General features: G+C 52.6%; 15 protein-coding genes. 7 read left to right on the forward strand and 8 right to left on the reverse strand.

The window, feature by feature from the left end; genetic code table 11:
• Positions 1-728: 728 nt before the first annotated feature.
• From IFT57_RS23950 to IFT57_RS23985, 8 genes are all read right to left on the reverse strand, one after another.
• Positions 729-1,559 (reverse strand): glycosyltransferase family 2 protein, encoded by an 831-nt coding sequence (locus IFT57_RS23950; protein WP_192152897.1) that lies wholly within the window; start codon positions 1,557-1,559, stop codon positions 729-731.
• Positions 1,560-1,637: 78 nt separating this feature from the next.
• Entirely contained in the window at positions 1,638-3,683 is a 2,046-nt protein-coding gene (locus IFT57_RS23955; protein ID WP_192152898.1) for a glycoside hydrolase family 99-like domain-containing protein, read from the reverse strand.
• Between the two features lie 311 nt (positions 3,684-3,994).
• Positions 3,995-5,167, reverse strand: coding sequence for a nucleotide sugar dehydrogenase (locus IFT57_RS23960; protein WP_192152899.1), 1,173 nt, complete (start codon positions 5,165-5,167; stop codon positions 3,995-3,997).
• Positions 5,168-5,255: 88 nt separating this feature from the next.
• Positions 5,256-6,380, reverse strand: coding sequence for a hypothetical protein (locus IFT57_RS23965; RefSeq protein WP_192152900.1), 1,125 nt, complete (start codon positions 6,378-6,380; stop codon positions 5,256-5,258).
• Positions 6,381-6,646: 266 nt separating this feature from the next.
• Positions 6,647-9,031 (reverse strand): glycosyltransferase family 2 protein, encoded by a 2,385-nt coding sequence (locus IFT57_RS23970; protein ID WP_192152901.1) that lies wholly within the window; start codon positions 9,029-9,031, stop codon positions 6,647-6,649.
• Positions 9,028-11,382 (reverse strand): glycosyltransferase family 2 protein, encoded by a 2,355-nt coding sequence (locus IFT57_RS23975; RefSeq protein ID WP_192152922.1) that lies wholly within the window; start codon positions 11,380-11,382, stop codon positions 9,028-9,030. The genes IFT57_RS23970 and IFT57_RS23975 overlap by 4 nt, the downstream gene beginning before the upstream one ends.
• A 151-nt stretch (positions 11,383-11,533) precedes the next feature.
• Entirely contained in the window at positions 11,534-13,039 is a 1,506-nt protein-coding gene (locus tag IFT57_RS23980; protein WP_192152902.1) for a DUF4214 domain-containing protein, read from the reverse strand.
• 17 nt (positions 13,040-13,056) lie between these two features.
• Positions 13,057-13,875 (reverse strand): hypothetical protein, encoded by an 819-nt coding sequence (locus IFT57_RS23985; protein WP_192152923.1) that lies wholly within the window; start codon positions 13,873-13,875, stop codon positions 13,057-13,059.
• A gap of 728 nt (positions 13,876-14,603) precedes the next feature.
• Here IFT57_RS23985 and IFT57_RS23990 point away from each other — a divergent pair.
• The 7 genes from IFT57_RS23990 to IFT57_RS24020 all read left to right on the forward strand — a co-directional run bounded on the left by IFT57_RS23990 (position 14,604) and on the right by IFT57_RS24020 (position 23,669).
• Positions 14,604-16,433, forward strand: coding sequence for a type I secretion system permease/ATPase (locus IFT57_RS23990; RefSeq protein ID WP_192152924.1), 1,830 nt, complete (start codon positions 14,604-14,606; stop codon positions 16,431-16,433).
• 58 nt (positions 16,434-16,491) lie between these two features.
• Positions 16,492-17,772: an HlyD family type I secretion periplasmic adaptor subunit gene (locus tag IFT57_RS23995; RefSeq protein WP_199869103.1), complete on the forward strand. Its 1,281-nt coding sequence runs from the start codon at positions 16,492-16,494 to the stop codon at positions 17,770-17,772.
• The gene (locus tag IFT57_RS24000; RefSeq protein ID WP_192152904.1) at positions 17,769-19,187 is read left to right on the forward strand and encodes a TolC family outer membrane protein; all 1,419 of its coding nucleotides are present in this window, start codon (positions 17,769-17,771) and stop codon (positions 19,185-19,187) included. Before IFT57_RS23995 ends, IFT57_RS24000 begins: the two co-directional genes overlap by 4 nt.
• A gap of 296 nt (positions 19,188-19,483) precedes the next feature.
• Positions 19,484-20,515 (forward strand): GDP-mannose 4,6-dehydratase, encoded by a 1,032-nt coding sequence (gene gmd / locus IFT57_RS24005; protein WP_122714154.1) that lies wholly within the window; start codon positions 19,484-19,486, stop codon positions 20,513-20,515.
• The gene (locus tag IFT57_RS24010; RefSeq protein WP_122795717.1) at positions 20,515-21,411 is read left to right on the forward strand and encodes a GDP-mannose 4,6-dehydratase; all 897 of its coding nucleotides are present in this window, start codon (positions 20,515-20,517) and stop codon (positions 21,409-21,411) included. Before gmd ends, IFT57_RS24010 begins: the two co-directional genes overlap by 1 nt.
• Complete coding sequence (locus tag IFT57_RS24015) at positions 21,412-22,557, forward strand: glycosyltransferase family 4 protein (RefSeq protein ID WP_192152905.1); 1,146 nt, start codon at positions 21,412-21,414, stop codon at positions 22,555-22,557.
• Entirely contained in the window at positions 22,554-23,669 is a 1,116-nt protein-coding gene (locus IFT57_RS24020) for a glycosyltransferase family 4 protein (RefSeq protein ID WP_192152906.1), read from the forward strand. Before IFT57_RS24015 ends, IFT57_RS24020 begins: the two co-directional genes overlap by 4 nt.
• The last annotated feature ends 4 nt before the right edge of the window (positions 23,670-23,673 follow it).

Genomic DNA, 23,673 nt, shown 5'->3' on the forward strand with positions numbered 1-23,673 from the left:
TTTGGAGTACAGCAACGATCGCAAACGTCACCATGTGCAAGAGATACAGTAGGCTGAGTCGGCCTTACGCAAAACGCTTCACCGAAACCCATCTCGCCAAGAATTTCCTAGCAAACAGCCGGAAGAAAACGAAGCCATAGATCAAGATGAGTAACTGCACGGCCAAACCTCCGTCATTATAGAATCTCTTGGAAGTAGACAAAAAAGGCTACTGGGAAGCGACATGTTGTGACGGATCATCAGCCACATAGAAGAAGTGTTGCCAATGCCAGGGTACAACGCTAAGTGCTGTTAGGCCACGGAGAGCATCGAGCGGGTAGAGACAAACGGCTTGCGAGAAGTTATAGCCATATGTGGATGTCGGTGGTTAAGTCGGAGTAAAATATAAAAGGATGGGGAACTCCAATCATTACTAAAAAACCTCCAAGTAATGAATTCAGATCCAATAAAGAAATTAACAGATATAAACCAAAGAATGCAGCTGTGAGTATTGAATATAGGCGAATTCAGCGTGCAAAAAAGCGCCAGTGGCGGGGCAAAAATTCCGTTGCTGGACTGAATTACGTAAATTTTGACTAAAGCGATGCTAGCGATTGTTTGCTATCTTCCCTGGATTAGATACGACATATCATCCAAACCAGACTTGTTGAGCTCCGACGTCATATAAAGCAAAGGCAGCAGTTACCAAAGGTACTGCTGCTAATTAAGCTATTTGCAGAAAGTTATTCTCACGTATAGATTTTATTTTCCGCTGTGAATTTGCTCATCAACTCTATAATTCTCTGGTCGCTTGAATTATTTGCATATGAATCACGATATGAAAAAAAATAATCATTATTATAGCGCTCAAGCCTGGCTTCCTTGGTAGTGTCCATGCCACCGCCGCGGAGCTTCTTCTTGGTTTCGAATTCTTCTCTGGACTTTAATATGTAGTGGTTGATATGTATTTTTTCTGAAGCGTTAATTTTAGTTTGTCCTGGAGCATCAAGGTCTACGTTTTCAGTCGAAAAATTGGCATCAGTATAATCGCCTTGCAAAAGATCTCCCTTATGACAGTTATTTATTTGACGAACATTCTTCAGCCGATAAATGCTCTTGTACCATAAGTGTTCAGGATGGTCATAATCAGCGCATTTCGTGAATCTACTTGTGACAGGGGTATCAATGTATTGGTCGAGGTGCGATGAGCCAAATATCTTTTGATTGATAGCGACAGCCGAAACGGTCTCAGGCAGAGTTTCGAGATAGTCTTTTATGTTATCGAGATGTCTGAGGGTGATGAACTCATCGATATCAATAAAAGCTGCAAAATCGTAAGAGTCTCTAAGCTTTATGTTAGGATTATTATAAGCGGTAAGCTGAGGTGAAATTCCCTCCTGCGTAGGCCAAGAGATAACTTCTACATGATCTAATAGGGGCGCTAGAATTGATTCGGGGTGGTCGGAAGAATCATTATCATACAAAAAAATGCGATCGAATCCTAAAGCTATATGGTAAGACGCCCACTCTAAGAGATACGGGCCTTCATCTTTTGCAATAGCAACTATGCATGTTTTCATCATATGTTCCTGTGTGTCAGAGCTTTCCGTGTTAATCAGTCTCTTGCAAAGACTTATATATTATACAATGTTATTTTGTTACAAATTATGCGAAACTGCTTTGCTCCTAAGTGTCTCGGTAGGATGTTCGCTTTCCGAGATCACCTCTGTTTGATATCCTATGCCTTCGACAATGGTACAGAACAGGCGTTCAATGCCGTGTGCGTTGGTACCATCAGCAAGCCCACGCTCGATGTCAAAATCACTGGTAGATAAATGTAAAATTCTACTGAATGACCGTTGGCGAAACCAGAACATTGAGCCAGCCGGGAAATGACTGTATTCAAACTTAAGATTCATTTTTTTGGCAAGATCTTCAACTATTTCGTTATCGAATGTCATGTTGTGGCTAGTGTGCTTTATTAGGTATTTCCTCGCCGCTAGTATACCTAGATTTGGATTTGCTCTAAATCTATCTAGAATAGATCTAACGTTGCCTGTTGAGCCGATAAGTTCATTGTAGATTTCTTCACGTATGTCATTCCCATCCGATCTATAAGCACTCTTTTTTGAATGCAATTTGCAGATGGCTGTATAATTAAAGCTATGGATGCTTCGGAGCGTTTCGATGAACGGTAGAACATCTCGCCCTCTATTTTCGACTACCCTGACGTGCGCATGTTTGAAGTCGGCTTTAACTATTTTTATAAGAGCAGAGTCGGTGGTTGTGACAAATAGATCCAATCCAACTTTTTGCAGTTTTTTAAGCTGCTGCTTGATAGTAGGCCACAGTTCAATATAGTGGACATGAACTATGGCGGCAACGTCATGTCTTTTTATCGGTTGATAATTCTGATATCCGCTAAATCGTTTATTTTCAAGTTGGGCGAGTACAGTTCGTGTGGTTTCAAGATATGCATATCCATATGTTCTATCAGGTTCGAGATGGGTTCCTTCCGCCCACTCATTCCAAGCGTTAACAAAAACAATTTTTTCATCGGTGGAGTACTTTTCGTTGTTTAGGGAGTTTAAACAAATTGAAGAAAGCCATTGTTTGTACTTTAACAATGAGAACCCATGAAATATATGGCTTGCATTTTGCTTGCGCGCAGTGTTGTCCCATGACAACATTGCTGACCTAAATAACTTATATTCAGGTTCGTGGTTTTTTACGGCATTACTTACGACCTGGTCATAGCTAAATATATAACCCGTAAACTCGGGGTTGGTTAATTTTACATCCTGTCTCACATCGGTGCTAACTACGGTATGGGGAGGAAATTCCACAGCCGCGTCAAAACCAAACGGCTCTGGGGATTTTATGCCAAAGGTCTGTGCACATATCAAATAAATGCCAGCAAAACCATGCTTTACCAGTTCTGCGCGCCACAGGTCTGCCGTTTCATTTATTTCAGGTATGATTGAAGCACGATAGATAATCAGTACGGGTTTGTTATCGATTCTAATGTATCTGGAATCTTTAAAATAAGGAATCAAGTGTTGAATGAATAAAGTAGAGTCGTCACGGCTATGGTTTTGCGCAATCAACACATCATTTTCTTGGCCATCCCAACGCCTCGACCAATTCTCGTTAGCCCAAGTCAAACAAAAAGGCATATCAACCTTTTTGTTTGCCAGCATCGCCTTTAATGGCGACTCCATTAGCGTTTTTCCGTCAAACCAATAAAAATAATAGCTAAAGCCATAAACTCCATATTCTTTGGCTAGCCGAGCTTGCTCCTCTTGTATCTCAGGAATTCTCAAATCGTAGTACCCGAGATGAATCGGGCAATGGGGATGGTTGTGGCCTTCGTAGTTTGGTTTGGCTTTACCGACGTTGGTCCACTCAGTGAAACCTTTTCCCCACCATTCGTCGTTTTCGGGGAAAGGATGGAATTGGGGCAAATAAAATGCTATTAGCTTTACGGCTGAGTCTGGAGGTCTCTTTTTGCTATACGGAACAAAACTTTCTTGAGTTGAGTCGAATGAGATGGATGGAATAATCGGCTCTGTAGATAAAGTATTGGTTATATAGTTTTTATTAACGTTACCAAGTTTATCTTGAGCCAGTGCGATATTGAAATTGATGCTATTGGCCAATGCAGGTGTTTCTATCAACGCCTTTTGATAGAGTTCGATGGCCATCAAATATTCTTCATTCCTGAATGCCGAATTTGCTTGTGCTAGTATGCTGTTTGTCATTGAGAGAGTCTAATAAATAGTTTATGAAAAAAAGCCCGATGTATAACCTGTGATCTTAGGGCGCTACTCAACGAGTTTGTGCAGCTTTATAATTAGCATGGTGTAGATCCTCTTTTTATCTTGAAGCTGAAGGGCGCACTTCGTCAGCCAGTAACTAATGCAGCTCTATATTTAAAAACTGCTGCAGCAGTTGCATCCAATCATAATAGCATTCGAATATGAATGCTATTATCGTCTTCTGTTCGAGTCTTTGGCTAATCTTTGCCATAGACATCCCTGCTATATAATTTAGCACTTACGTCCTGGAGATCTACTGAGAGACGGTTGGCGACAATTAAGTCGCTTTGAGTCTTAAAATCTGGTAAAGACTTTATTACAGGCGATTCAAAAAAATAATCTTCTTTTAAAAAGGGCTCATATATCACAACCTTGATGCCTTTTGCCTTAACTCTTTTCATAATGCCTTGAATTGAAGATGCTCGAAAGTTATCTGAACCTTCTTTCATGGCAAGTCGATATATTCCCACAGTTTTGGGTTCTAACTGAATGATTGAGTCCGCAATCAGATCCTTGCGTACGATGTTGGATTCTACAATGGCCCTGATAAGTGTTTGTGGGACGTCTATGAAATTCGAGAGTAGTTGTTTCGTGTCTTTCGGAAGGCAGTATCCTCCATAGCCAAAAGATGGATTATTATAATGGCTTCCTATTCTGGGGTCTAAACATGCACCGTCTATTATATCTTTTGAATTAAGACCATGTACAAGTGCGTAACTGTCAAGTTCATTAAAATAGGCTACCCGCATAGCAAGATAGGTATTGGAAAAAAGCTTGATGGCTTCTGCTTCGCTAGATTCGGTAAACAACACTGGAATGTTATCCAAGTGTGCACCATCAATCAGTACGTTTGCAAACATATGAGCGCGCTCGCAATCGCCGCCTATAACTATCCGAGATGGGTAAAGATTGTCATGTAGTGCATTTCCTTCACGAAGGAATTCCGGCGAAAAGATTATGCCCTTGTCATGTAGAGCTTGCTGGCGAGCAGTGAAACCCACAGGCACTGTTGATTTGATAATAATTGTCGCAGTAACGTTGAATCGCCTAGCATCTTGAATAGCGATTTCCACAGTAGACGTATCAAATATGCCTGTAGTAGGATCATAATCGGTGGGCGTAGCAATTACGATAAAATCGCTGTTTAGATAGGCCTCTTTTTTTTGCAGTGTTGCTTTAAAATCGATATCGCTTTTGAGGTAGCGTGTGACGTCCGAATCTAGGAGCGGAGAGTTCTTTTGGTTCAGTGCAGCAACTCTGCTAGCATCAATATCAAGGCAAATCACACTATGCTTTTTTGCAAGAAGCATTGCTAGAGATAGGCCGACATAACCTGTGCCCACTATAGTTATGTTAAGTTTATTATCCATTACTGTGTGCCTTTTGACTGTATTTTACCCGGGTTCCCTGGGTATCTATTAAAAGCACGCATCTTGATATGTAATGTCGCGCGTCTGATCACAGCGAGTTTCTTAATGTGCGCTTCAGCATCTCTGCAATGTGTATCCAGCCTGATTTATAGGAATCGCCATCATCGCCTCCCATCAGTTCACTTATCTTTTCAGGAAGTTTTGAAATTGTCGCTGCTATCAAAAGTTGATCATTTTGCGAAAGTCTTCTCCAGACGCCGATGTCCATAAGGTCGGGCATTGAAAAGCGTAGTTCTAAACGGGCTCCTCGGTCATCCTCGGACTCAACAAACCAATTGTCAAAAAAGTCTTTGGTGTCCTCATGAAATTCAAGTCTGGGGTGTTGGCCAAACCTTTCCGAGCTGGAATTTACGCTTGAAAGTCGATAATTAAGTGTCGGGATTTTACGTGCGTCAAATTGTATATTGGTGACTAGTATTTCTAAAGATTGGTACTCTTCAGTGTGTAGAATCTTTGTTAGTGCAATAGAGTCATATCTTAAAACCTTTGGCCACGCGCCGAAAATACTTGATAGTGTTTCAGTCCCTTCCGTAATGCGGCTTATAATATCCCTGCTTAAATTAAGGCTGCTGTTATCCCGCGCTTCGCTGGTTATTTTGGTTAATAAGTCTTTAATAACAAGCCAATCCGAAGATCCGACTCCGCTTATTTTGCTATTTTCCTTTTGGGCATAGGATCCTGGCATAGGCGTGCACCTAAGCTCATTGGCGGCAGGGAAATTGTTGAAGTAAGCGAGACTGTCTTCTTCCGTCCTATGGAAGATTATTCCGGGTATGCCTGATGTAATTGATGTAGTGAAACATAACCTTGAAAAACATCTTTCTGCTAAGTAGCTGTCGTTGACATGCCACAAAGCGGTGAGGTTCGTGCTGGTATTCTCTATTATCTTTACTTGAATGCTGCTGCATTCCAGAGTAGTGATGTGACGTAAGATCAGCCTATCTATCCTATTGCGCAAATTAATGATTTCGTTGTCTACTTTGCTAGCGTTGCGAACAGATTTCTGGAGCGTTTCTTGAGTGCTGTGAAGCTGATCTAATAGTAAAATATTCTCAGCTCTGACAAGCTCTAAGGCACGAGCCAGCTCATTTTTAGCTTCTTTGGTTTTAGTGGTATATTCACCTGTCTTCTGATTTCGTATCTGTGCGTTCATGATTTAGTATTCTGCTTGTCTAATAGGTTTTTACTCAGCTTGTGTTTCTGCTCTGCTGAACTAATTTGCTATATCCCAGTCCGATGTGTCAGTTATCTTTAGTAAAGTATCCAGTGTTCTAATTTGGTTGCTGCAAGTTCATCAACTATCAAATCGTTTTCGTTTTCGTTTTCGTTTTCGTTTTCAATTTCAATCGCACCCAGCCTGCCTGACTGGTTACTAGGGTGCAGATTTAGCTATTGTCACGAAACCCTCATTGCTTTTGCTCAGGAAAAGCTTTGCACGCGCTGCATGTGTTTTTTCGAACTGCGAGAAGCCTGATCTAATCTTCGTGACAGTATGAACCCGCTGTAGGGGCCAGCAAGGTAGTCCGTACTCAGCGCTGGGTGATAGTGAGGATCCCCAGAGTGGGTGATTGTCCAAGAGCGAATAAAATTCATTTGCTCCATGCCTGCGCGGGCCCTACGTTCTTTAGCGACATCTTTACCACGGCTGGCTGATTCAGCATGAACGAGCTTAGCATGGGCACTCCAAACTATTTTGTAATTATTAGCACCTATTCGTAAACAAAGATCAACGTCGTTGAACGCTACTGGATAAAAAACCTCATTCATTCCGAATTGATCTAGATACTCTAATCTTGGGATTAAAAGACAGGCTCCCGTAACTGCGCTGCATAGGTGGGTAAGTTGGTTTAAGCCCATATATCCGGCGTCACCGTCCTGGAGATGATTGCCAGCATGTGCAGCCAATCCATTTATCCCGATTACTACTCCACCATGCTGAACCATGTTATTAGGCCATAAAAGCTTAGCCCCAACTGCGCCTACACCATTGCGTATCCCATGGCTAACAAGTTCTTTTAACCAGTCTTTCTCAAGTATTTCTATATCGTTATTGAGTAAGCATACAAACTGCCCAGTGGCTACGTCTGCAGCGCGATTATTGACTGCTGCATAATTGAATGCGAATGGATAGCGTATCACGACTACACCAAGTTCTTGTATCTCATTTAAATAAGTTAGTGTTCCGGGGTCAGTTGAGTCGTTGTCTACTACTATGACTTCTAGATTATTGTAGTCAGTATTCATAAGCACGCCTTCAATACATTTCTTTAATAATGCAAGATGATCGCGTGTAGGAATGATGATTGATACTTTGGGCAGGTTCCCAGGCAGCGGCCATCTAGTTCTAAGCAACCCAGGAAAGCCAGCTATGTGCTCAATTGACGCTCCCTCAGATAGTAAGTTGACCAACCAAGACATAGCAATCTCTCTTGCTTCCGAACGCATGGCTTCTGAAGGGCATGCTGAAAGGATATGATGTCGATGATAAACTATGTAAGGAAGGTGAGCGACGTCCAGATCTGACTGCTCAGTATACAGCGCAATACGGGCGAGTAGCGCGTGCCACTCTAGCTTACTGTCATTCAATATCGCGAAAGTCGGATCTGTAACTCGCGTCAGCGTGGTCGCCGTGAATATCGCTCCAGGAGAAAACACGTCTGCCCCGACGAACAGATCTATATCCCAGATCGGCTTAAGCCAAGGGGCAGATCTACTCCCGTCCACCTCGTCGCGGTCACAATCGCCATAAGCCCAAGCGATATCTTCCTTCAGAAGAGGGAGCAGCCGGTCAAGCGCATGGCTCGCCAATCGATCTCCAGAGCTGACAGGAATGATACTCTCGCAGCCCTGTTCGATGAGTCGTTTCAGGCTCGGTAAAACATCTGATGCGTCAGTCACTTCGATCGCGTGAGGTGAGTGTCTTTGTTGCCGGACACTCTGTATGGAAATGGCGTCCTTGTCTGGATGGCCTTCGCTGATGATCAGCACGCCACATTTGCCCTTGAGCCGCGAGTCTAGCGGTTCGGGCTTCTGGAATACCTCAAACCACTCAGGGTAGTGATGGAAGCCAGCGCTTTTGGGCAATAGAAGTTCTTGATGGCGAGCGACTTGGGCCAGCAGTTCTGATTTCGCCTTATCACCAATGCTTTCGGCATTGTTTCGTAGAAGGGCTTCCACGCCTTCAGGCCAGCAACACAACGTCAACGGACTTCCCGACAGTGCCTGGCCCAGGTCGTTGTGCACTTCCAATGTATGGATGTTTCCATCAGCGAGTGCCCATGGAAGATCCAGCTCGAATCCATGGTGCCGGCTGGCTTTATAAGCCAGGGCGTGATGCAAACGATCCGCTGTGACCGTTGCCAGAATGTGGGTACCTTCTCGAACCGTAACGGTGACTGCGCGATTCGGATCGGTAGCATCGAACGCCCATCCACTCACTTTCAGTCCGCCGGTGTGCCATACCTGAGAGGCAGCCGGGGCCGGATCGATAGGAGCGGGGGCAGGAAGCTGGATCGTTCCTTCCATCCATTCTTCCTGATTGGCGATGCGGGCCGAAATGATCTTGCCACCGGCCAGCCAACTTTCACGCAGCTGGACGGCGAAGCCGTTGAAATCGTCGCCTGAGTTCGCGCCTGGGTGGAATTCGTTGGCGTGTGCGAAGGCTACGCTGCTGCCATCAATGTAGATCTCGACCACAAGACGCAGATCAGGCTTTGCAGGGTCTAGAGCCCACCCCTGGAGCACATCGCCGTACAACCCTGTGATTCGGCCGCAGGCACGGGAAGTTGTGTTTTGATCGTTCATAGTTCTGTCAGGCTCGAAGCCTCTGTCCTTGATTTAGCCGTTTGCACGGATGCGCGCGCATCGGCTTCGTTTGTGGTGTCTGTGAGCAGCAGGTAGAGCGGCAAACCGTAGCGCTCTACCAAGGTTCGAGAATCAGGATCGGTGTCGGCTTCAGGATTCAAGCTGACCAGGCAGTGGCATCCGCTCAAGGCTACCCACTGTGCAGCGTCCAGGTCTTTTGGCACGACCAGGCCAAGCACCGTGCCCGTAGAACGCAGCGCTCCCAATGCGGGGCTGTCGCCGAAAACGCACAGTATGTTGGGTGCGGAGCTCTTGCGAAGTCTGCGTGCCAAATCAAGCCACTTATGTAGTATTTCGGGGTGAGACAAATCGTCGGCAATTAGCGCACGCTGATTCAGAACAGCGGTTGTCGCGCCGACTACATTGATAGAGGGTACTTTCGCGACGGACGTGCGGAAGCCCACATCGGACAGAAGACGCTGTAGTACCGCAGGCACCTGAGCGCTACCGTTGCAGAGCAATTCGCCCAAGCCGACTGTAGCAAGTGCTGTCATGGTTTGACGCAGTGCTTCCGTGTCTTTCGGCAAACTGTATTCGAGCAAGGTCGTCAGGGGCTTTGTCGAAGCCTTGATGGCGACCGTGACACCTGCATCGCCTTGGCGGTAGGTGAGCATGAAGGGAGTGTCGTCGCCAGCTTGCGAGTGCAGGTACAGTGGGGCCGAAGACCCGCGGCTAAACACTTCGCTTTCGAGCCAATGGTAAACCTTGGGTAGATGCGCACATTGCAGAGCGTTGCGTGCTGGCCGAAGTGGATCACGTTTGCAGAATGCTTCGTAGTCGGCTTCAGCCGTAGGAAAACGAGTGCGCAATATGGCGTTGTTGTAAGCCACCCGTAGCGTTTTCTCTTCCTTGAAAGAGACTCCGCCCCTGTGGGCCACGAACACGTTAGGTGCTCCTACATGGCGGAAGCCGTGCTGACGCGCTCGCAGGCACCAGTCGGTTTCTTCGCCGTACCCACGGCTTAGATGCACCTCGTCCAAATAGCCTACGGTGTCCAGCGCGGTGCGCTTGATATAGAGACAAAAACCGCATCCGGTTTCCAACTCCACTGCAGGGCTATCCGCCTCGCGAGCCAGGTTATCGATCTTGGTGTGCTCGGTGGCACTTGGCATAGGTGCACTGACACGGCTGACCGGAAAGCTCATCAGCTCCCCATTGTTTGTGAAAGGCGTAACTGATGCGATATCGCCAGACGCATAGGCCTTTTTACGAAGGCGGTCCAGCCAATCGCCATGTACGCGCGTGTCGGCATTTAGCCAGACCACATCTTGCAGGCCACTAAGTGCCATTCCGCGATTCATGTTTCGGATGAAACCGAGATTCACCGGATTCTGGATCAGCTTGATCTTGCCTTTGCTTGCCAGAATCTTGAGCGCTTTATGCAATGCCGGAACTGGGGTCGCGTCATCCAGTACCACGATCCTGTGGGGAGTGCGATTTAATTTGCGAGCTGCAATCGCACTGTTGATGCACTCCAGGGTTTCCTCGAGGCCGTCATACACGGGAATCAATACATCGACTGGCTGCGTTGCGCCCGCTCCCTCAAGTGCCGGTGGGGGAACGAAGGCAGGCATCGCCGAAACAGGGCTGCCCAGCAAGGCTGCGCCTGTCCCGAACCGTACCTGCACAGCTGGCGTGGGGTTAGGGACCTTGATTCGAATGCCGCCGTGAGTGGAAGGAAGGCCGACAGCTGTGAGCAACGGGTGTGCCAGATTCGCCGTAACGCTCATCGCCTGGCCGTTGGCTTCAAGGTGCAGGGTAGGGGCCGTTTGTGGATCTCTGAGGTCGACTGCCCAGCCCTGGATTTCCCTGTCATCAGGATTGAAGCGAACTACCCCGACAGTGGACGCAGTATCGGGCTGGGCGAGCAGCAACTTGAGGACGAACGAGAGCTCGGCTGCTTCAGTGATATCAGGAAGGTGAGCAAGGATAGACGCGCGCAGATCCTGAGGTGATTCTGATTGGCTGCGAGCTTGCCACAGGGTCATCCGCAACGAGGAATCGTTGGGGTTTTTCTGCCAAGCCGCACTCAGGTATTTCTTCGCGGTTTCAGGTTGGTTCTGGAGCAGAATGCATCGGCCGACCAACGCATGTGCGTCTGGTCGATGGGGCAGGAGATGAGCTGCGTTACTTAGAAAAATAAATGCCAGCTGAGGATCATGCGGCAACGCATTCATACCTTTCCAGATCAAGGCTTCCGGTCGGTATTCGGACGTCTGCATGGCGCGTTCCAGCGCTGCAGCGGCGAGGTCATGCTCATTCGCATGACGGTGGCGGTGAAAAATGTCCATGAGCGTTTCTCGCTCACGATCAAGGGTTCTGGACATAGGCTGTTCGATTCGCCATTCAAAATAAAAAGAAGGGCGACCCTAAAGTCGCCCCTTTTTTTCAAGATACGTCCAGCCTTTCAGCTGGACGTATCTTCAACTCGGCAAGGGTGAGTTACACCGCGCCGTGCAGTACCACAACGTTGTCGATATGAGCGATCGCTTCCTGCGAACCGATGATGCCGATGGCAACGTCAGCCTGAGTGGCGCCGTTGGCCAGAGCCTCAGCCCAACCTGCTTTACCAGCAACGTCGGCGGCGGCCTGATCTTCGGTACGACCCAGCGCTTTGATGTACAGGTCGTTCAGGAAGTTATCAGTCGATTTCTCCGCAGCTTCGGACGAACCGAGGATGCCTGCAGCGACTTCGGCACGGCTTGCACCGTTGACCAGTTGGCCAATCCATGACGACAAACCATCAGTGTCGGCTTCACGATCCAGCGCTGCGCTGTAAAGCGATTGGACGAATGCACCGTTGGTGCTGTCTTTGGCAATAGCCTCCTGGGAAGTTGCGATACCGGTGACCACGTCCACCAGAGAACCGCCTTTGGCCAACACGCTCAACCAGTTTTGAGCACCCGCAGTATCTTCAACAACGCTGCGGCCCAGCAGTGCGCCGTACAGGGTGTCAATGAATGCAGTGTTATCACCGTCCGTGTACTCGGCAGAGTTCAGGAAGTTCTGCGCAATGGTAGACAACGAAGTACCTTCATTGATCTGAGTAGTCCACTGCTTGGCACCGCCAACGTCGGCGTCACGGCCGAGGATGCCGTCATACAGACGCAGGGCAGCAGCTTCGGCTTCGTTGTGAGCGAGCGCAACCGTGCTGCCAGCGCCTTCGCTATCAGTGAAGATCAGGAACTCGGCGTTGGTGATGGCAGCAGTTTGGCCAAGGCCTTGCGTGCCATTCAGGGTCACGTTGTAATTATTACCAGTTACGAAGGTGTAGTCCGACGACGAACCGTCCAACCGAACCACGTCGTAGCCAGCGCCGGTGTTCACAACGTCAGAGTGGTTCACACCGCTCAGAACGATGGTGTCATTGCCGGTGCCAGTAGTGATGACGTTATTGCCAAGGCCAGCGACTACCGTGTTGTTGCCGTTGCCGGTGGTGATGATGTCGTTGCCGAAGCCAGCGTCGATGTAGGTGTTCTGATCGCCAGTTACAGTGATGATGTCATCGCCGTTGCCGGTTTTAACCAGAAACTCAATAGCTGTAGCAGGATCAGCGGCAATAGCCGCGGCTGCGATCCTGAGAGTCGAAACTTCTTCTGCTAGGGCTGCTGGGGCTGCTGGGGCAACGGCAACCGGGTTGAACGTGACGTTCAGGTTGGCGTTGCTGTCCAGTACGAACGCTTTGGCCGAGGCCAGCGAATCAGGAATGGCCAAGTTTACGGTGTCGCCAGTACGGCCAGCGATAGTACCGGTTACGACTTCAGCAGCAGCAGTCTGACCAGTTGGAGTCAGAGGTGCCGAAACGCCGTCCCAGCTTGCCAGGTTGACGGTATCAGTTGTTTCCAAGCTCAGCAGGGTGCTGATCGCGGCCGCTGTAGCGGACGAGAAGTTGGTACCGGTCAGCGTGGTCTGGAACGATTCGGACGAAATAGGGCTGTCGTATTGCATGTGTAATTCCTGTTACTTCAGGCCATCTGGCCCGTGCTGCTGATTTTCTGCTTCAATGCAGAGTTTTCCCACGGAGACTTATTGCGGGGAGCGTTCATCTTCGTGACGGGATCTATGGAGAGATGCAGCGCCACCAGAGGCTCGGTGCCTGTGGGGCCATACATCATCTGGTTGGCCACGACGAATTGCGGCGAGGAGCCGGAGAACACGATGTGGCCAGACAATTCGTAGAGGCAGCGATTGGGACCGACCAGGCTGAAGCCTGCCGAAATCAGCGGAGAGGCTTTGCCACGTGTCCCGGTGAAGGTGCCAGCAGCCACATTGGGACTTGGGCCCGAACCGGCGACTGTTGAGGTGTAGACGAGATCCACGCCTTCTGGCTTGTTTTCCCAGATGAGGCAAAAACCTTCCAGGCGTTTCGTGCCGTCATGCTCGCCCACCCACCCTTTGGTGGATTCGACATCACCTGCGCCCTGAAGGTGCGCAATAAGCTTGAGCGTGGCAGGGAAGGCCGTTGCCGCGAATGCCGGGCTGGGCTCTGGGGTCGCAACGACAGAGAAATTGCGCATGATGGCAGGAGAGGTGTCTATACGGTCGATGCGCAGATCTATCGGATCAATTTCAGCATCGAACATGTGATATTCGGTGATCAGAACAGTGGCTACACCACTTTTAACACGGGCAACTATGGTGTCGCCCAAATGTGTAAGCATGTTCTTGCTTACACCTTCAGCCGGGAAGAAGTCGATGGACCCTTTGCCTAAAGGCGCCTGTTGTAATGCGATGCAAACGGGCTTGTCTGCGGGCGGCTGCGAAGCATAACGAAAGATGTACATTCCAGGCTCTAGCAGGGTGACCCGCGAGCTGATTTTCAATCCATCTAGTGCATGCGAAGGCAGTGACATGAAATTCCGATTTCCTGTTGGCTTGAACACACTGTGCTATTGAGAAATGACAATCCCGAAACAATAACGTGGCCAGTGGCGGCTTCCCTTCGAGCGAGAATGATTGAGCCAGAGGGGGGAGGTTGTCAATCGTCGAGTGAAAAAAATCTTACATTCCCGATCAACCCGGCCTTAAAGGGATCGGCGGAGGCAGGAGCTTGGGGCGAGTGATTTGTGAATAGCCATGTGGCCACTTTTGGAGCTCACTAAATCTATTTGAAAAAGCAAACGAAATCATGGATTTACGATAACTAAGAATTTGTAATATTTAATTACGACAAATTTCAGTCACAGTATTGATGGCACTAGGCTATTGCTTCCGTCCTGATGAGAATCTTCCACTTGACAGTTAGAAACGGATCGGATTGATGGCATCATCTTAGATTTGCATTCAGGTTCGGTGCACGAGGCGATCCGTCGGGAGCCCGTAGTTTCATAGGCAAACCGAATGAAAAATTAATGAAAAAACCGCACTGCTGCATCGTCCGGTTCCATATGCTGCCCATGTTTTGACCCGCACCTACTGGCAGCAGAATGGTGGTCGCGGCAGAATCCCCTATCGGACGAAAGCGAGTGGTACACTACGCGTCGTTTTTCGCCATTTTTTCAGTATGGATACTATGAGTCGGTCACACGAGAATAATCTGCAGTCGGCTTTAAAGGCTTGTAAGACCAGCTTTCTCTCGGTAGGTCTTTTCAGCTTTTTTGTCAATGCATTGATGCTGGTACCAACTTTCTACATGATCCAGATATCTGGTAGGGTTGTACCCGCCAACAGTATATCTACGTTGGTCATGCTGACCCTGATTCTTACCGTGCTCATGATCACCATGGGCGCGCTCGAATGGGTACGATCAAGAATCATGGTACGCATCAGCAACCGGCTCGACGTGCTCCTGAGTCGGGATGTGTACCGAGCCAGCTTCAAACGCGCACTGAATAGCGGGGGGATGGATGCCACTGCCCAGTCGTTGAATGACCTGACCTCGCTGCGGCAGTTTCTGACCGGCCCCGGACTGTTTGCCTTCTTCGATGCTCCCTGGTTTCCGATCTACACCGCCGTGATGTTCCTCTTTCATCCGTGGTTCGGCTGGATGACCGTAGCGTCAGGTCTGGTTCTGGTCGTGCTGGCGTTTGTCAATCACCGCTACACGGCGAACACCCTTGCCGCCGCCAACAAGGAAAGCGTCAGCTCCAACGTCACCACCAACAAGACATTGCGTAATGCGGAAGTCATCGAGTCCATGGGGATGCTTGAAACCCTCATGAACAGATGGGCGGTTCGTCAGCGCAAGGTACTGATGCTGCAATCCGAAGCGAGTGACAAGGGCGGGACCATTACCTCGATTTCAAAGACGTTCCGTAACTGGGCTTCGTCGATCATGCTTGGCATCGGTGCCTATCTGGTGATCACTCATCAGGTGACACCGGGCCTGATGATGGCAGGCTCCCTGCTGCTGGGCCGCGCGCTGTCACCCATCGACCAGATGATCGGCAGTTGGAAAGGGTTCATTGCTGCGAAGGTTCAATACGGCCGTCTCAGCGAAGTACTGAACAAACTCAATGCAGAGCCCGAGCGCATGCCGCTTCCAGCGCCGCAAGGGCACATTCAGGTCGAGAATCTGGTTGTAGCGCCCCCGGGAGCCAAGGCTCCGGTGATCCGCAATATCAGCTTCGTTGCACCTGCCGGATCGATCGTCGGCATCGTCGGGCCGAGCGCGGCGGGCAAGTCGACATTGGTGCGCGCCTTGATGGGCATCTGGCCCACGCAGCACGGTGTCGTTCGACTCGATGGTGCTGATATCAGCAGTTGGGACAAGCACGAGCTTGGGCCCTATGTGGGTTATCTGCCTCAGGACATCGAGCTTTTCGAGGGCACCATCAGCGACAACATCTCCCGTTTCGAAAAGATCATCCCCGAAAAGGTGGTACAGGCTGCACAGACAGCTGGCGTCCACGAAATGGTGCTGATGCTCCCCGATGGGTATGACACTTTAATCGGTAGCGATGGCATCAACCTTTCGGGCGGTCAGCGTCAGCGAATTGGTCTGGCCCGTGCCATCTACGGCAATCCGCGCCTTATCGTGCTCGATGAGCCTAACTCCAACCTCGACGAGGTGGGTGAGCGCGCACTGAGCGTTGCATTGCAGAAGATCAAGGAGACAGGCGCCACCGTCTTCATCGTCTCCCATCGACCCAATATCCTTTCGCGGCTCGACCGCATATTGGTGATGTCCAACGGGACGATTTCTCTCTATGGCGAGCGTGACAAGGTCATTGCCGAGCTCGCAGCTCAACAGGCAAAAGGTCAGGCTCGTGTTGCCCAGCCCGGCCCAGGCCCAGGCCCAGGCACGAACGGTGCGACAGCGCCCGCTGCGCATAATCCGCCGTCACCTCCTGCAGGCCCAGGCGCGCAGGCGCCCGCTGCTTCCGCACCTAACGGCGCTTGAAAGGAATTCATCAGTGACCAGCAAGGCTATTACGACGTTCGATCACAACTTCGATGACATGCCCACGTCCGATCGCGGCATCAGGCGCATTGGCATGACTATCGTGTTTGTCACCTTTGGCATCTTCGGTACATGGGCTGCGGTAGCACCGTTGGGAAACTCGGTACACGGCACGGGCAGCGTTACGGTGCAGAGCTATCGTAAGACCGTTCAGCATCTGGAGGGCGGCATCGTCAAGGAGCTGCTCGCCCGCGACGGTGACATGGTCAAGCAGGGTGATCCGCTGATCGTGCTCGACGAAGGACAGTTGAGCAGCGAGTACGAATCGACCCGCAATCAGTTGATCGTGGCTCGCTACAAGGAAGCGCGCCTGCGTGCAGAGCGCGACGGCCTGCAAGCCATCCCTCCCGTGGTTCTGACGGGCACGGATTCAGAGCGGGCTCAGGAAGCGTTGGCCGGTGAGCAGCAGGTGTTCAGTGCTCGGCACGATTCGCGGCTGAGCGAAATCTCAGTTCAGCGCGAGCGTATCAGTCAGCTTAAACAGCAGATCTTGGGTCTGCAGGACATGATCAGGACGAAGCAGAACCTCGAGAAGTCCTATAGCGGCGAGATTGTCCAGCTCAAGGATCTGCTTTCCCAGGGTTTCGTCGACAATCAAAGGTTGCTGGAACAGCAGCGCCGTCTGGACATGCTCAAGACTGAGGTGGCCGACCATCAGTCCTCCATCGTTAAAACCCGGCTGCAGATCAGTGAAACGGAAATGCAGATCGTGCAGTTGAACAAGAAATTCAGTTCGGACGTGGCCAATGAGCTGTCGGACGTGCAGGCCCAGGTGTTCGACCTGCAAGAAAAAGAGAGCGCATTGAGCGATCGCCTGTCTCGTGTAGTCATTCGGGCGCCAGAGAGTGGCATGGTGCTGGACATGAAAGTGCACACGGTCGGCGGCGTTGTCAGTGCGGCCACTCCACTGCTGGATATCGTGCCTGCGTCTGCCGAGCTCATCGTCGAGGCACACGTTGCACCTAACGATATCGACCGCCTCTCGCTGGGCAAGAAAGCCGACATCCGTTTCAGTGCGTTCAACAGCACCACCACGCCGGTGATCGAGGGCGAAGTGACGCGTATATCGGCTGATGCCCTGAAAGATGATCGCTCGGGTGAGCCCTACTACCTGGTGCGCGTGAAGGTTTCCGACGATGGCATGAAGAAGCTCGGCGATCGGAAGTTGCAACCGGGGATGCCTGCTGAGGTGCTGATCAATGCCGGTGACCGCACCATGCTCGAGTATCTGCTCAAGCCCGCTCAGAACATGTTCGCCACGTCGATGATCGAGGAATGACTGTGTCGCGTTTGTTACCTGGTGTGATGTTGAGCATGTTGGCGTTGCAAGCCGTTGGCGCCGAACCGCTGGTTCCCAACGATGTTCCGCCCAAGCCACCGGTGTCGGCTTCGACCTACGCACTGGATCTGGCAGGCCTGTACCGTGAGGCGCGTCTTGAAGACCCGCGTGTGCTGGCAGCCTATGCCCGAGCGCGGTCTGCTTCGGAGCAGCAGCGCGAAGCTTTGGGCGGCTTGCTGCCGCAGTTGTCGGCGCAGAGCAATTTCAACCGAATTCTGCGCAAGGACGACGCCGCGCGTGAGATCTATGACAACAAGAGCTATTCCCTGAGCCTGACTCAATACCTCTACAACAAGACCGCTTGGGAAGGTTGGCAGAAGGCCAAGAGCGTTACGGCGCAGAAAGGCGCCCAGGCCGAAGATTCCCACGCCGAGGCCACGGTGGATCTGGCCAAGCGATACTTCATCGCGTTGGCCGCCGATGACGAACTGGAGCTGGTGCAGGCCGAGCGGCGGGCTACGCAGAAGAACCTGGATCGGATCAACATGCTCTACGAGCGGCAGATGGCCAAGATCACCGATCAGCTCGACCTGAAGGCGCGGGTGGACGCCCTGGCTGCGCAGGAAGTGGATGCGCGCAACCAGGTGCAGGTCAGTCGTGAGGCGTTGTCCGAGATCGTCGGTCGGCGGATCGACGAGCGGTTGAGCCGGGTGCGCAACGACGTGGCACTGCAGGCGCCGACTGTGCCGCTGGCCAATTTTGTGTCCCAGGCCATGGATGCCAACCCCTTGCTCAAGGCTTACCAGAGTGGCGCCGAGGCCGCCGATGCGGCGGTGCGCGAAGGCAAGGGCGGGCACTATCCGCAGCTGAGTGTGAGCCTGAGCGCTCAGCAGAGCGACGTGGGCTACGACAATACCTTGACGCCTCGCAGCGACAGTTACGTGGCTACGTTGGGGGTGAGGGTGCCTATCTACAGCGGCGGTTCCACCTCGGCGCGGGTTCGGGGTTTGTACGATGACCAACTGGCTGCCGAGCAGGAACTCGAAGGTGTGCGTCGGCAAGTAGTGAAGGAAACCACCACGGCCTATCTAACGGCCCAGGCCAGTGTGGAGAAGATGCGCGCGAACAAGAACGCGTTGTCTTCGGCCCAACAGTCGAGCGTGGCGGCGCAGAAGGCGTTTGCCTATGGCGTGGTGAACGCGGTGGACGTGTTGACCAGTGTGCAGAACGAGTTCAAGGCGCGCAGGGATTTGTTGAGATCGCAGTACGACTTCATTACCAACCTGTTCATGTTGAATCGTTGGAGTGGCAAGTTGAACCAAGAGAGTGTCGACAGTGTCAACGTCTGGCTCAGCCCCGAGCCGGAACAAGGTTTGCCTGGCGGTGATGTAGCCAAGGTGAAAACCAAACCCTGATTGATGCTGTATCGCCGATGTAACAACTCTGTAGGAGCGGTCTGTGGCCGCGAACGGAACACCGCGATACATCAGTCAGTCCGTGGTGTTCTTTTCGCGGCCACGGACCGCTCCTACGGGATGCGAGCAGCGTGTGGTCTTCGGCTAGCGCGGGTGTTGGAGGCTGGGCTGAGCTGGCGGGTATATGTATACTCCGCGCTTTGTTAAGTCGAGCGCCGGTGCTTTGCGCGGCCGCAAGCGTTGTTCGGTTTCTCTTTCGCTGCCTTGTCGGCACTAAATGGAGTTGGTTAATTCGCATGAAAGCTATTGTCACTGGTATCACTGGTCAAGATGGCGCCTACCTGGCGGAACTGCTGCTGGAAAAGGGCTATACCGTATACGGCACCTACCGCCGCACCAGCTCCGTCAACTTCTGGCGTATCGAAGAGCTGGGTATCCAGAACAACCCTAACCTGCACCTGGTCGAGTACGACCTGACCGACCTTTCTGCCAGCATCCGTTTGCTGCAGACCACCGAAGCCACCGAGGTCTACAACCTCGCTGCGCAGAGCTTCGTTGGTGTTTCGTTCGAGCAGCCGCTGACCACCGCCGAAATCACCGGTCTGGGCGCTGTCAACCTGCTGGAAGCCATCCGCATCGTCAACCCGAAGGCGCGCTTCTACCAGGCTTCGACCTCCGAGATGTTCGGCAAGGTGCAGGCCATTCCTCAGATCGAGGAAACCCCGTTCTACCCGCGTAGCCCCTACGGTGTGGCCAAGCTGTACGCCCACTGGATGACCATCAACTACCGCGAGTCGTACGGCATCTTCGCCACCAGCGGCATCCTGTTCAACCACGAGTCGCCTCTGCGCGGTCGTGAGTTCGTGACCCGCAAGATCACCGACACCGTCGCCAAGATCAAGCTGGGCCTGCAGGAAACCCTGGAGCTGGGCAATATCGACGCCAAGCGTGACTGGGGTTTCGCCAAGGAGTACGTCGAAGGTATGTGGCGCATGCTGCAGGCCGACGAGCCGGACACTTTCGTGTTGGCCACCAACCGTACCGAAACCGTGCGTGACTTCGTCACCATGGCCTTCAAGGCCGTGGACATCGAGATCAAGTGGCAGGGCGAAGCTGAATCCGAGCAGGGCCTGTGCGCCAAGACCGGCAAGGTGCTGGTTTCGGTCAATCCGAAGTTCTACCGCCCAACCGAAGTTGACCTGCTGATCGGCAACCCGGCCAAGGCCAAGGCCGTATTGGGCTGGGAACCGAAGACCTCGCTGGAAGAGCTGTGCCGGATGATGGTCGAGGCTGACCTGCGCCGCAACGAGAAAGGGTTTTCGTTCTGATGGCTAATGTCGGCAAACGCGCATTGATCACTGGTATCCAGGGTTTCACCGGCCGCTACATGGCCGCCGAGTTGCAGGCCCATGGGTATGAAGTCATCGGTCTGGGCAGTCAGCCGTCGGAGGAGCCAGGCTACTACCAGGCCGATCTGAACGATGCACCCAGGCTCAGCGCGTTGCTGGCAGAGCTGCAGCCCGATTACGTGGTTCACCTCGCCGCACTGGCGTTCGTGGGCCATGGCGTGGCTGATGCGTTCTATCAGGTCAACCTGATCGGTACGCGCAACCTGCTCGAAGCGGTCGCCGCTTCGGGCAAGGCGCCTGAATGTGTATTGCTGGCCAGTAGCGCCAATGTGTATGGCAATGCATCCGAAGGCATGCTGGACGAAGGCACGGCCCCCGCGCCGGCCAACGATTACGCCGTCAGCAAGCTGGCCATGGAATACATGGCCAGCTTGTGGCAAAACCGCTTGCCCATTGTCGTCACCCGGCCGTTCAACTACACCGGGGTGGGGCAGGCGGACAATTTTCTGTTGCCCAAGATCGTTTCGCACTTCCGCCGCAAGGCCGAGGTGATCGAGCTGGGCAACCTCGACGTGTGGCGCGATTTCAGCGACGTACGTGCGCTGGTCGCTGCCTACCGTGGGCTGCTGGAAAACAAGCCCTTGGGGCAGACCGTCAATGTCAGCTCGGGTGTCACCCATTCGCTGCGTGAAGTGATCGAGTTGTGCGAAAGCATTACCGGCCATTCCATCCGTGTGGAAGTGAACCCGGCGTTCGTGCGCGCCAACGAAGTGAAGACGCTGTGCGGTGACAACACCCGCCTGCGTTCGCTGGTGGGCGACTGGCAGACTCCGCCGTTACGCGACACCCTGCAATGGATGTTGGCTGCCCAATAAATGAAGGTCGTCCTTTCCGTCGAGCCTGTGCGCTTTCCGCTGACGGGCATTGGGCGTTATACCTATGAACTGGCGCGACGCCTGCAGAGCAGTCCGGAAATAACTGACCTGCAGTTCTTCGCCGGACGCAGTTTTCTGCCGGCGCTGCCCAGTGCGGCGGACGCTTCCGGCAGCGGCTACAGCCTCAAGCGGGCAGTTCAGAAGAACTTTCTGGCCATCGAGGCCTATCGTCTGCTGATGCCATTGCTCAAGGCGCGTGCCCTGAAAGGGCATGGCGATTATCTGTATCACAGCCCCAATTATTACCTGCCGCCGTTCAAGGGGCCGCGCATCGCGACCTTTCACGACCTGTCGCCGTTTACCTGGTCCCAGTGCCACGCGCCGCAGCTGGCGCGCTACCTGCAGAAAGAGCTGCGGCTGACCTTGAAGCGCGCGGACCGCCTGATCACTGATTCCGAATTCACCCGGCGCGAACTGGCCGAGTATTTCGATTGGCCGCTCGAGCGGATCGATACCGTGCCGCTGGCCAGTTCGCCCGAGTTTCACCCGCGTAGCGCGGCGCAAACCGCTGAAGTGCTCGGGCGCTACGGGTTGAGCCACGAAGGCTACAGCCTGTTCGCCGGCACCATCGAGCCGCGCAAGAACATCGAGACGCTGCTCACGGCCTACGAAACGCTACCGCTGGCCACGCGCCAACGCTGGCCGTTGATTCTGGCCGGCTACCGAGGCTGGCAGAACGAGGCGATCTTTGCGCGCATCGAGTCGGCGCAGCGCCAGGGCTGGGCGCGCTATCTGGGTTTCGTGCCGGCCGAGGACTTGCCGGTACTGTTCGCGGGCGCGCGATTGTTCGCCTTTCCGTCGTTGTACGAGGGGTTCGGCCTGCCAGTGCTGGAGTCGATGAGTTCGGGCGTGCCGGTGGTCTGTGCCAACAATTCGTCTCTGCTGGAAGTGGCGGGCGAGGCGGCGTTGATGTGCGAGGCGATGGATATCCACACGCTGGCGCAGCACATGGCCAAGGCGCTGGAAGATGACCCATGGCGCGCCGAGGCTCGGCAACGGGGCCTGGCTCACGCTGACGGATTCTCCTGGGACCGCTGCGCCGCACAGACGCTGACCTCCTATCGCCGCACGTTGGAAAGCCGATGATCAAGGTGCTGCACTTTTTCAAGACGTACTTCCCTGATTCCATGGGCGGTATCGAGCAGGTCATCTTTCAGCTGGCAGAGGGATGTGCCGCGGGCGGTGTGCAGTCCGAAGTGTTGTACCTCAGCGAGCGCGGCGCGGCGCGTGGCGAACGGGTAGGGCACCATGTGGCCCACCGTGCCAAGCTCGATTTGCACGTGGCCTCGACCGGGTTTTCCTGGTCGGCGCTGGGCGATTTCAAGGAGTTGGCCAGCCAGGCGGATCTGATTCACTATCACTTTCCGTGGCCGTTCATGGACCTGGTGCATTTTGCCAGCCGCACAGGCAAGCCGTCGGTGGTCAGTTATCACTCCGACATCATCAAGCAGAAGACCCTGCTCAAGTTGTATCAGCCGTTGATGAATCGCTTCCTCGGGTCCATGGATCGCATCGTCGTCTCTTCACCCGACTACGCGGCCAGCAGCCCGGTGCTGCAGCGCTTCACCGAAAAGTTGTCAGTCATTCCGTTCGGCCTCGATCCCGCCACATACCCCACGCCTTCTGCCGAGCGCCTGGCGCATTGGCAAGCGCGTTTTCCCGGCAAGTTCTTTCTCTTCGTCGGTGCGCTGCGCTACTACAAGGGGTTGAACTACCTGCTCGATGCTGCCAAAGCGACCGGCTTGCCGGTGGTGATTCTTGGGGGTGGCCATCTGGAAGCTGAGCTCAAGGCCTATGCCCGGCAGCTTGAAGTGAGCAACGTGCATTTTCTCGGCGGCTTGCCGGATGAAGACAAGGCGGCGCTGCTGACCCTGTGCCACGCCTTCGTGTTTCCGTCGCACCTGCGTTCCGAGTCGTTCGGCATTTCGCTGCTGGAAGGCGCCATGTATGGCAAGCCGATGATCTCGTGCGACATCGGCAGCGGCATGAGCTATATCAACCGGGCTGGTGAAACCGGATTGGTGATTCCGCCGCGCGATCCCCAGGCGCTGGCGGCGGCCATGCAGACACTGTGGAACGATGAAGCCCTTGCCAGTGGAATGGGCGCCGCTGCGGCGCGTCGCTTCCAGCAGGTGTTCACCGCGCAGGGGATGGCGGACAGTTATGTGCAGTTGTATCACGACGTATTGCAGCGTTAATCCA

The sequence above is a fragment of the Pseudomonas sp. CFBP 13719 genome, assembly GCF_014842095.1.
Lineage (GTDB): Bacteria > Pseudomonadota > Gammaproteobacteria > Pseudomonadales > Pseudomonadaceae > Aquipseudomonas.

Excerpts from the sequence above, each read along its gene's own strand:
- IFT57_RS23975 (WP_192152922.1), bottom strand. The coding sequence starts at position 11,382 with ATGGACATTTTTCACCGCCACCGTCATGCGAATGAGCATGACCTCGCC.
- IFT57_RS24000 (WP_192152904.1), top strand. The coding sequence starts at position 17,769 with ATGACTGTGTCGCGTTTGTTACCTGGTGTGATGTTGAGCATGTTGGCG.
- IFT57_RS24020 (WP_192152906.1), top strand. The coding sequence starts at position 22,554 with ATGATCAAGGTGCTGCACTTTTTCAAGACGTACTTCCCTGATTCCATG.
- IFT57_RS23990 (WP_192152924.1), top strand. The coding sequence starts at position 14,604 with ATGAGTCGGTCACACGAGAATAATCTGCAGTCGGCTTTAAAGGCTTGT.
- IFT57_RS23965 (WP_192152900.1), bottom strand. The coding sequence starts at position 6,380 with ATGAACGCACAGATACGAAATCAGAAGACAGGTGAATATACCACTAAA.
- IFT57_RS24010 (WP_122795717.1), top strand. The coding sequence starts at position 20,515 with ATGGCTAATGTCGGCAAACGCGCATTGATCACTGGTATCCAGGGTTTC.
- IFT57_RS24015 (WP_192152905.1), top strand. The coding sequence starts at position 21,412 with ATGAAGGTCGTCCTTTCCGTCGAGCCTGTGCGCTTTCCGCTGACGGGC.
- IFT57_RS23960 (WP_192152899.1), bottom strand. The coding sequence starts at position 5,167 with ATGGATAATAAACTTAACATAACTATAGTGGGCACAGGTTATGTCGGC.
- IFT57_RS23955 (WP_192152898.1), bottom strand. The coding sequence starts at position 3,683 with ATGGCCATCGAACTCTATCAAAAGGCGTTGATAGAAACACCTGCATTG.
- IFT57_RS23995 (WP_199869103.1), top strand. The coding sequence starts at position 16,492 with ATGCCCACGTCCGATCGCGGCATCAGGCGCATTGGCATGACTATCGTG.
- IFT57_RS23970 (WP_192152901.1), bottom strand. The coding sequence starts at position 9,031 with ATGAACGATCAAAACACAACTTCCCGTGCCTGCGGCCGAATCACAGGG.
- IFT57_RS23950 (WP_192152897.1), bottom strand. The coding sequence starts at position 1,559 with ATGAAAACATGCATAGTTGCTATTGCAAAAGATGAAGGCCCGTATCTC.
- IFT57_RS23980 (WP_192152902.1), bottom strand. The coding sequence starts at position 13,039 with ATGCAATACGACAGCCCTATTTCGTCCGAATCGTTCCAGACCACGCTG.
- IFT57_RS23985 (WP_192152923.1), bottom strand. The coding sequence starts at position 13,875 with ATGTACATCTTTCGTTATGCTTCGCAGCCGCCCGCAGACAAGCCCGTT.
- gmd (WP_122714154.1), top strand. The coding sequence starts at position 19,484 with ATGAAAGCTATTGTCACTGGTATCACTGGTCAAGATGGCGCCTACCTG.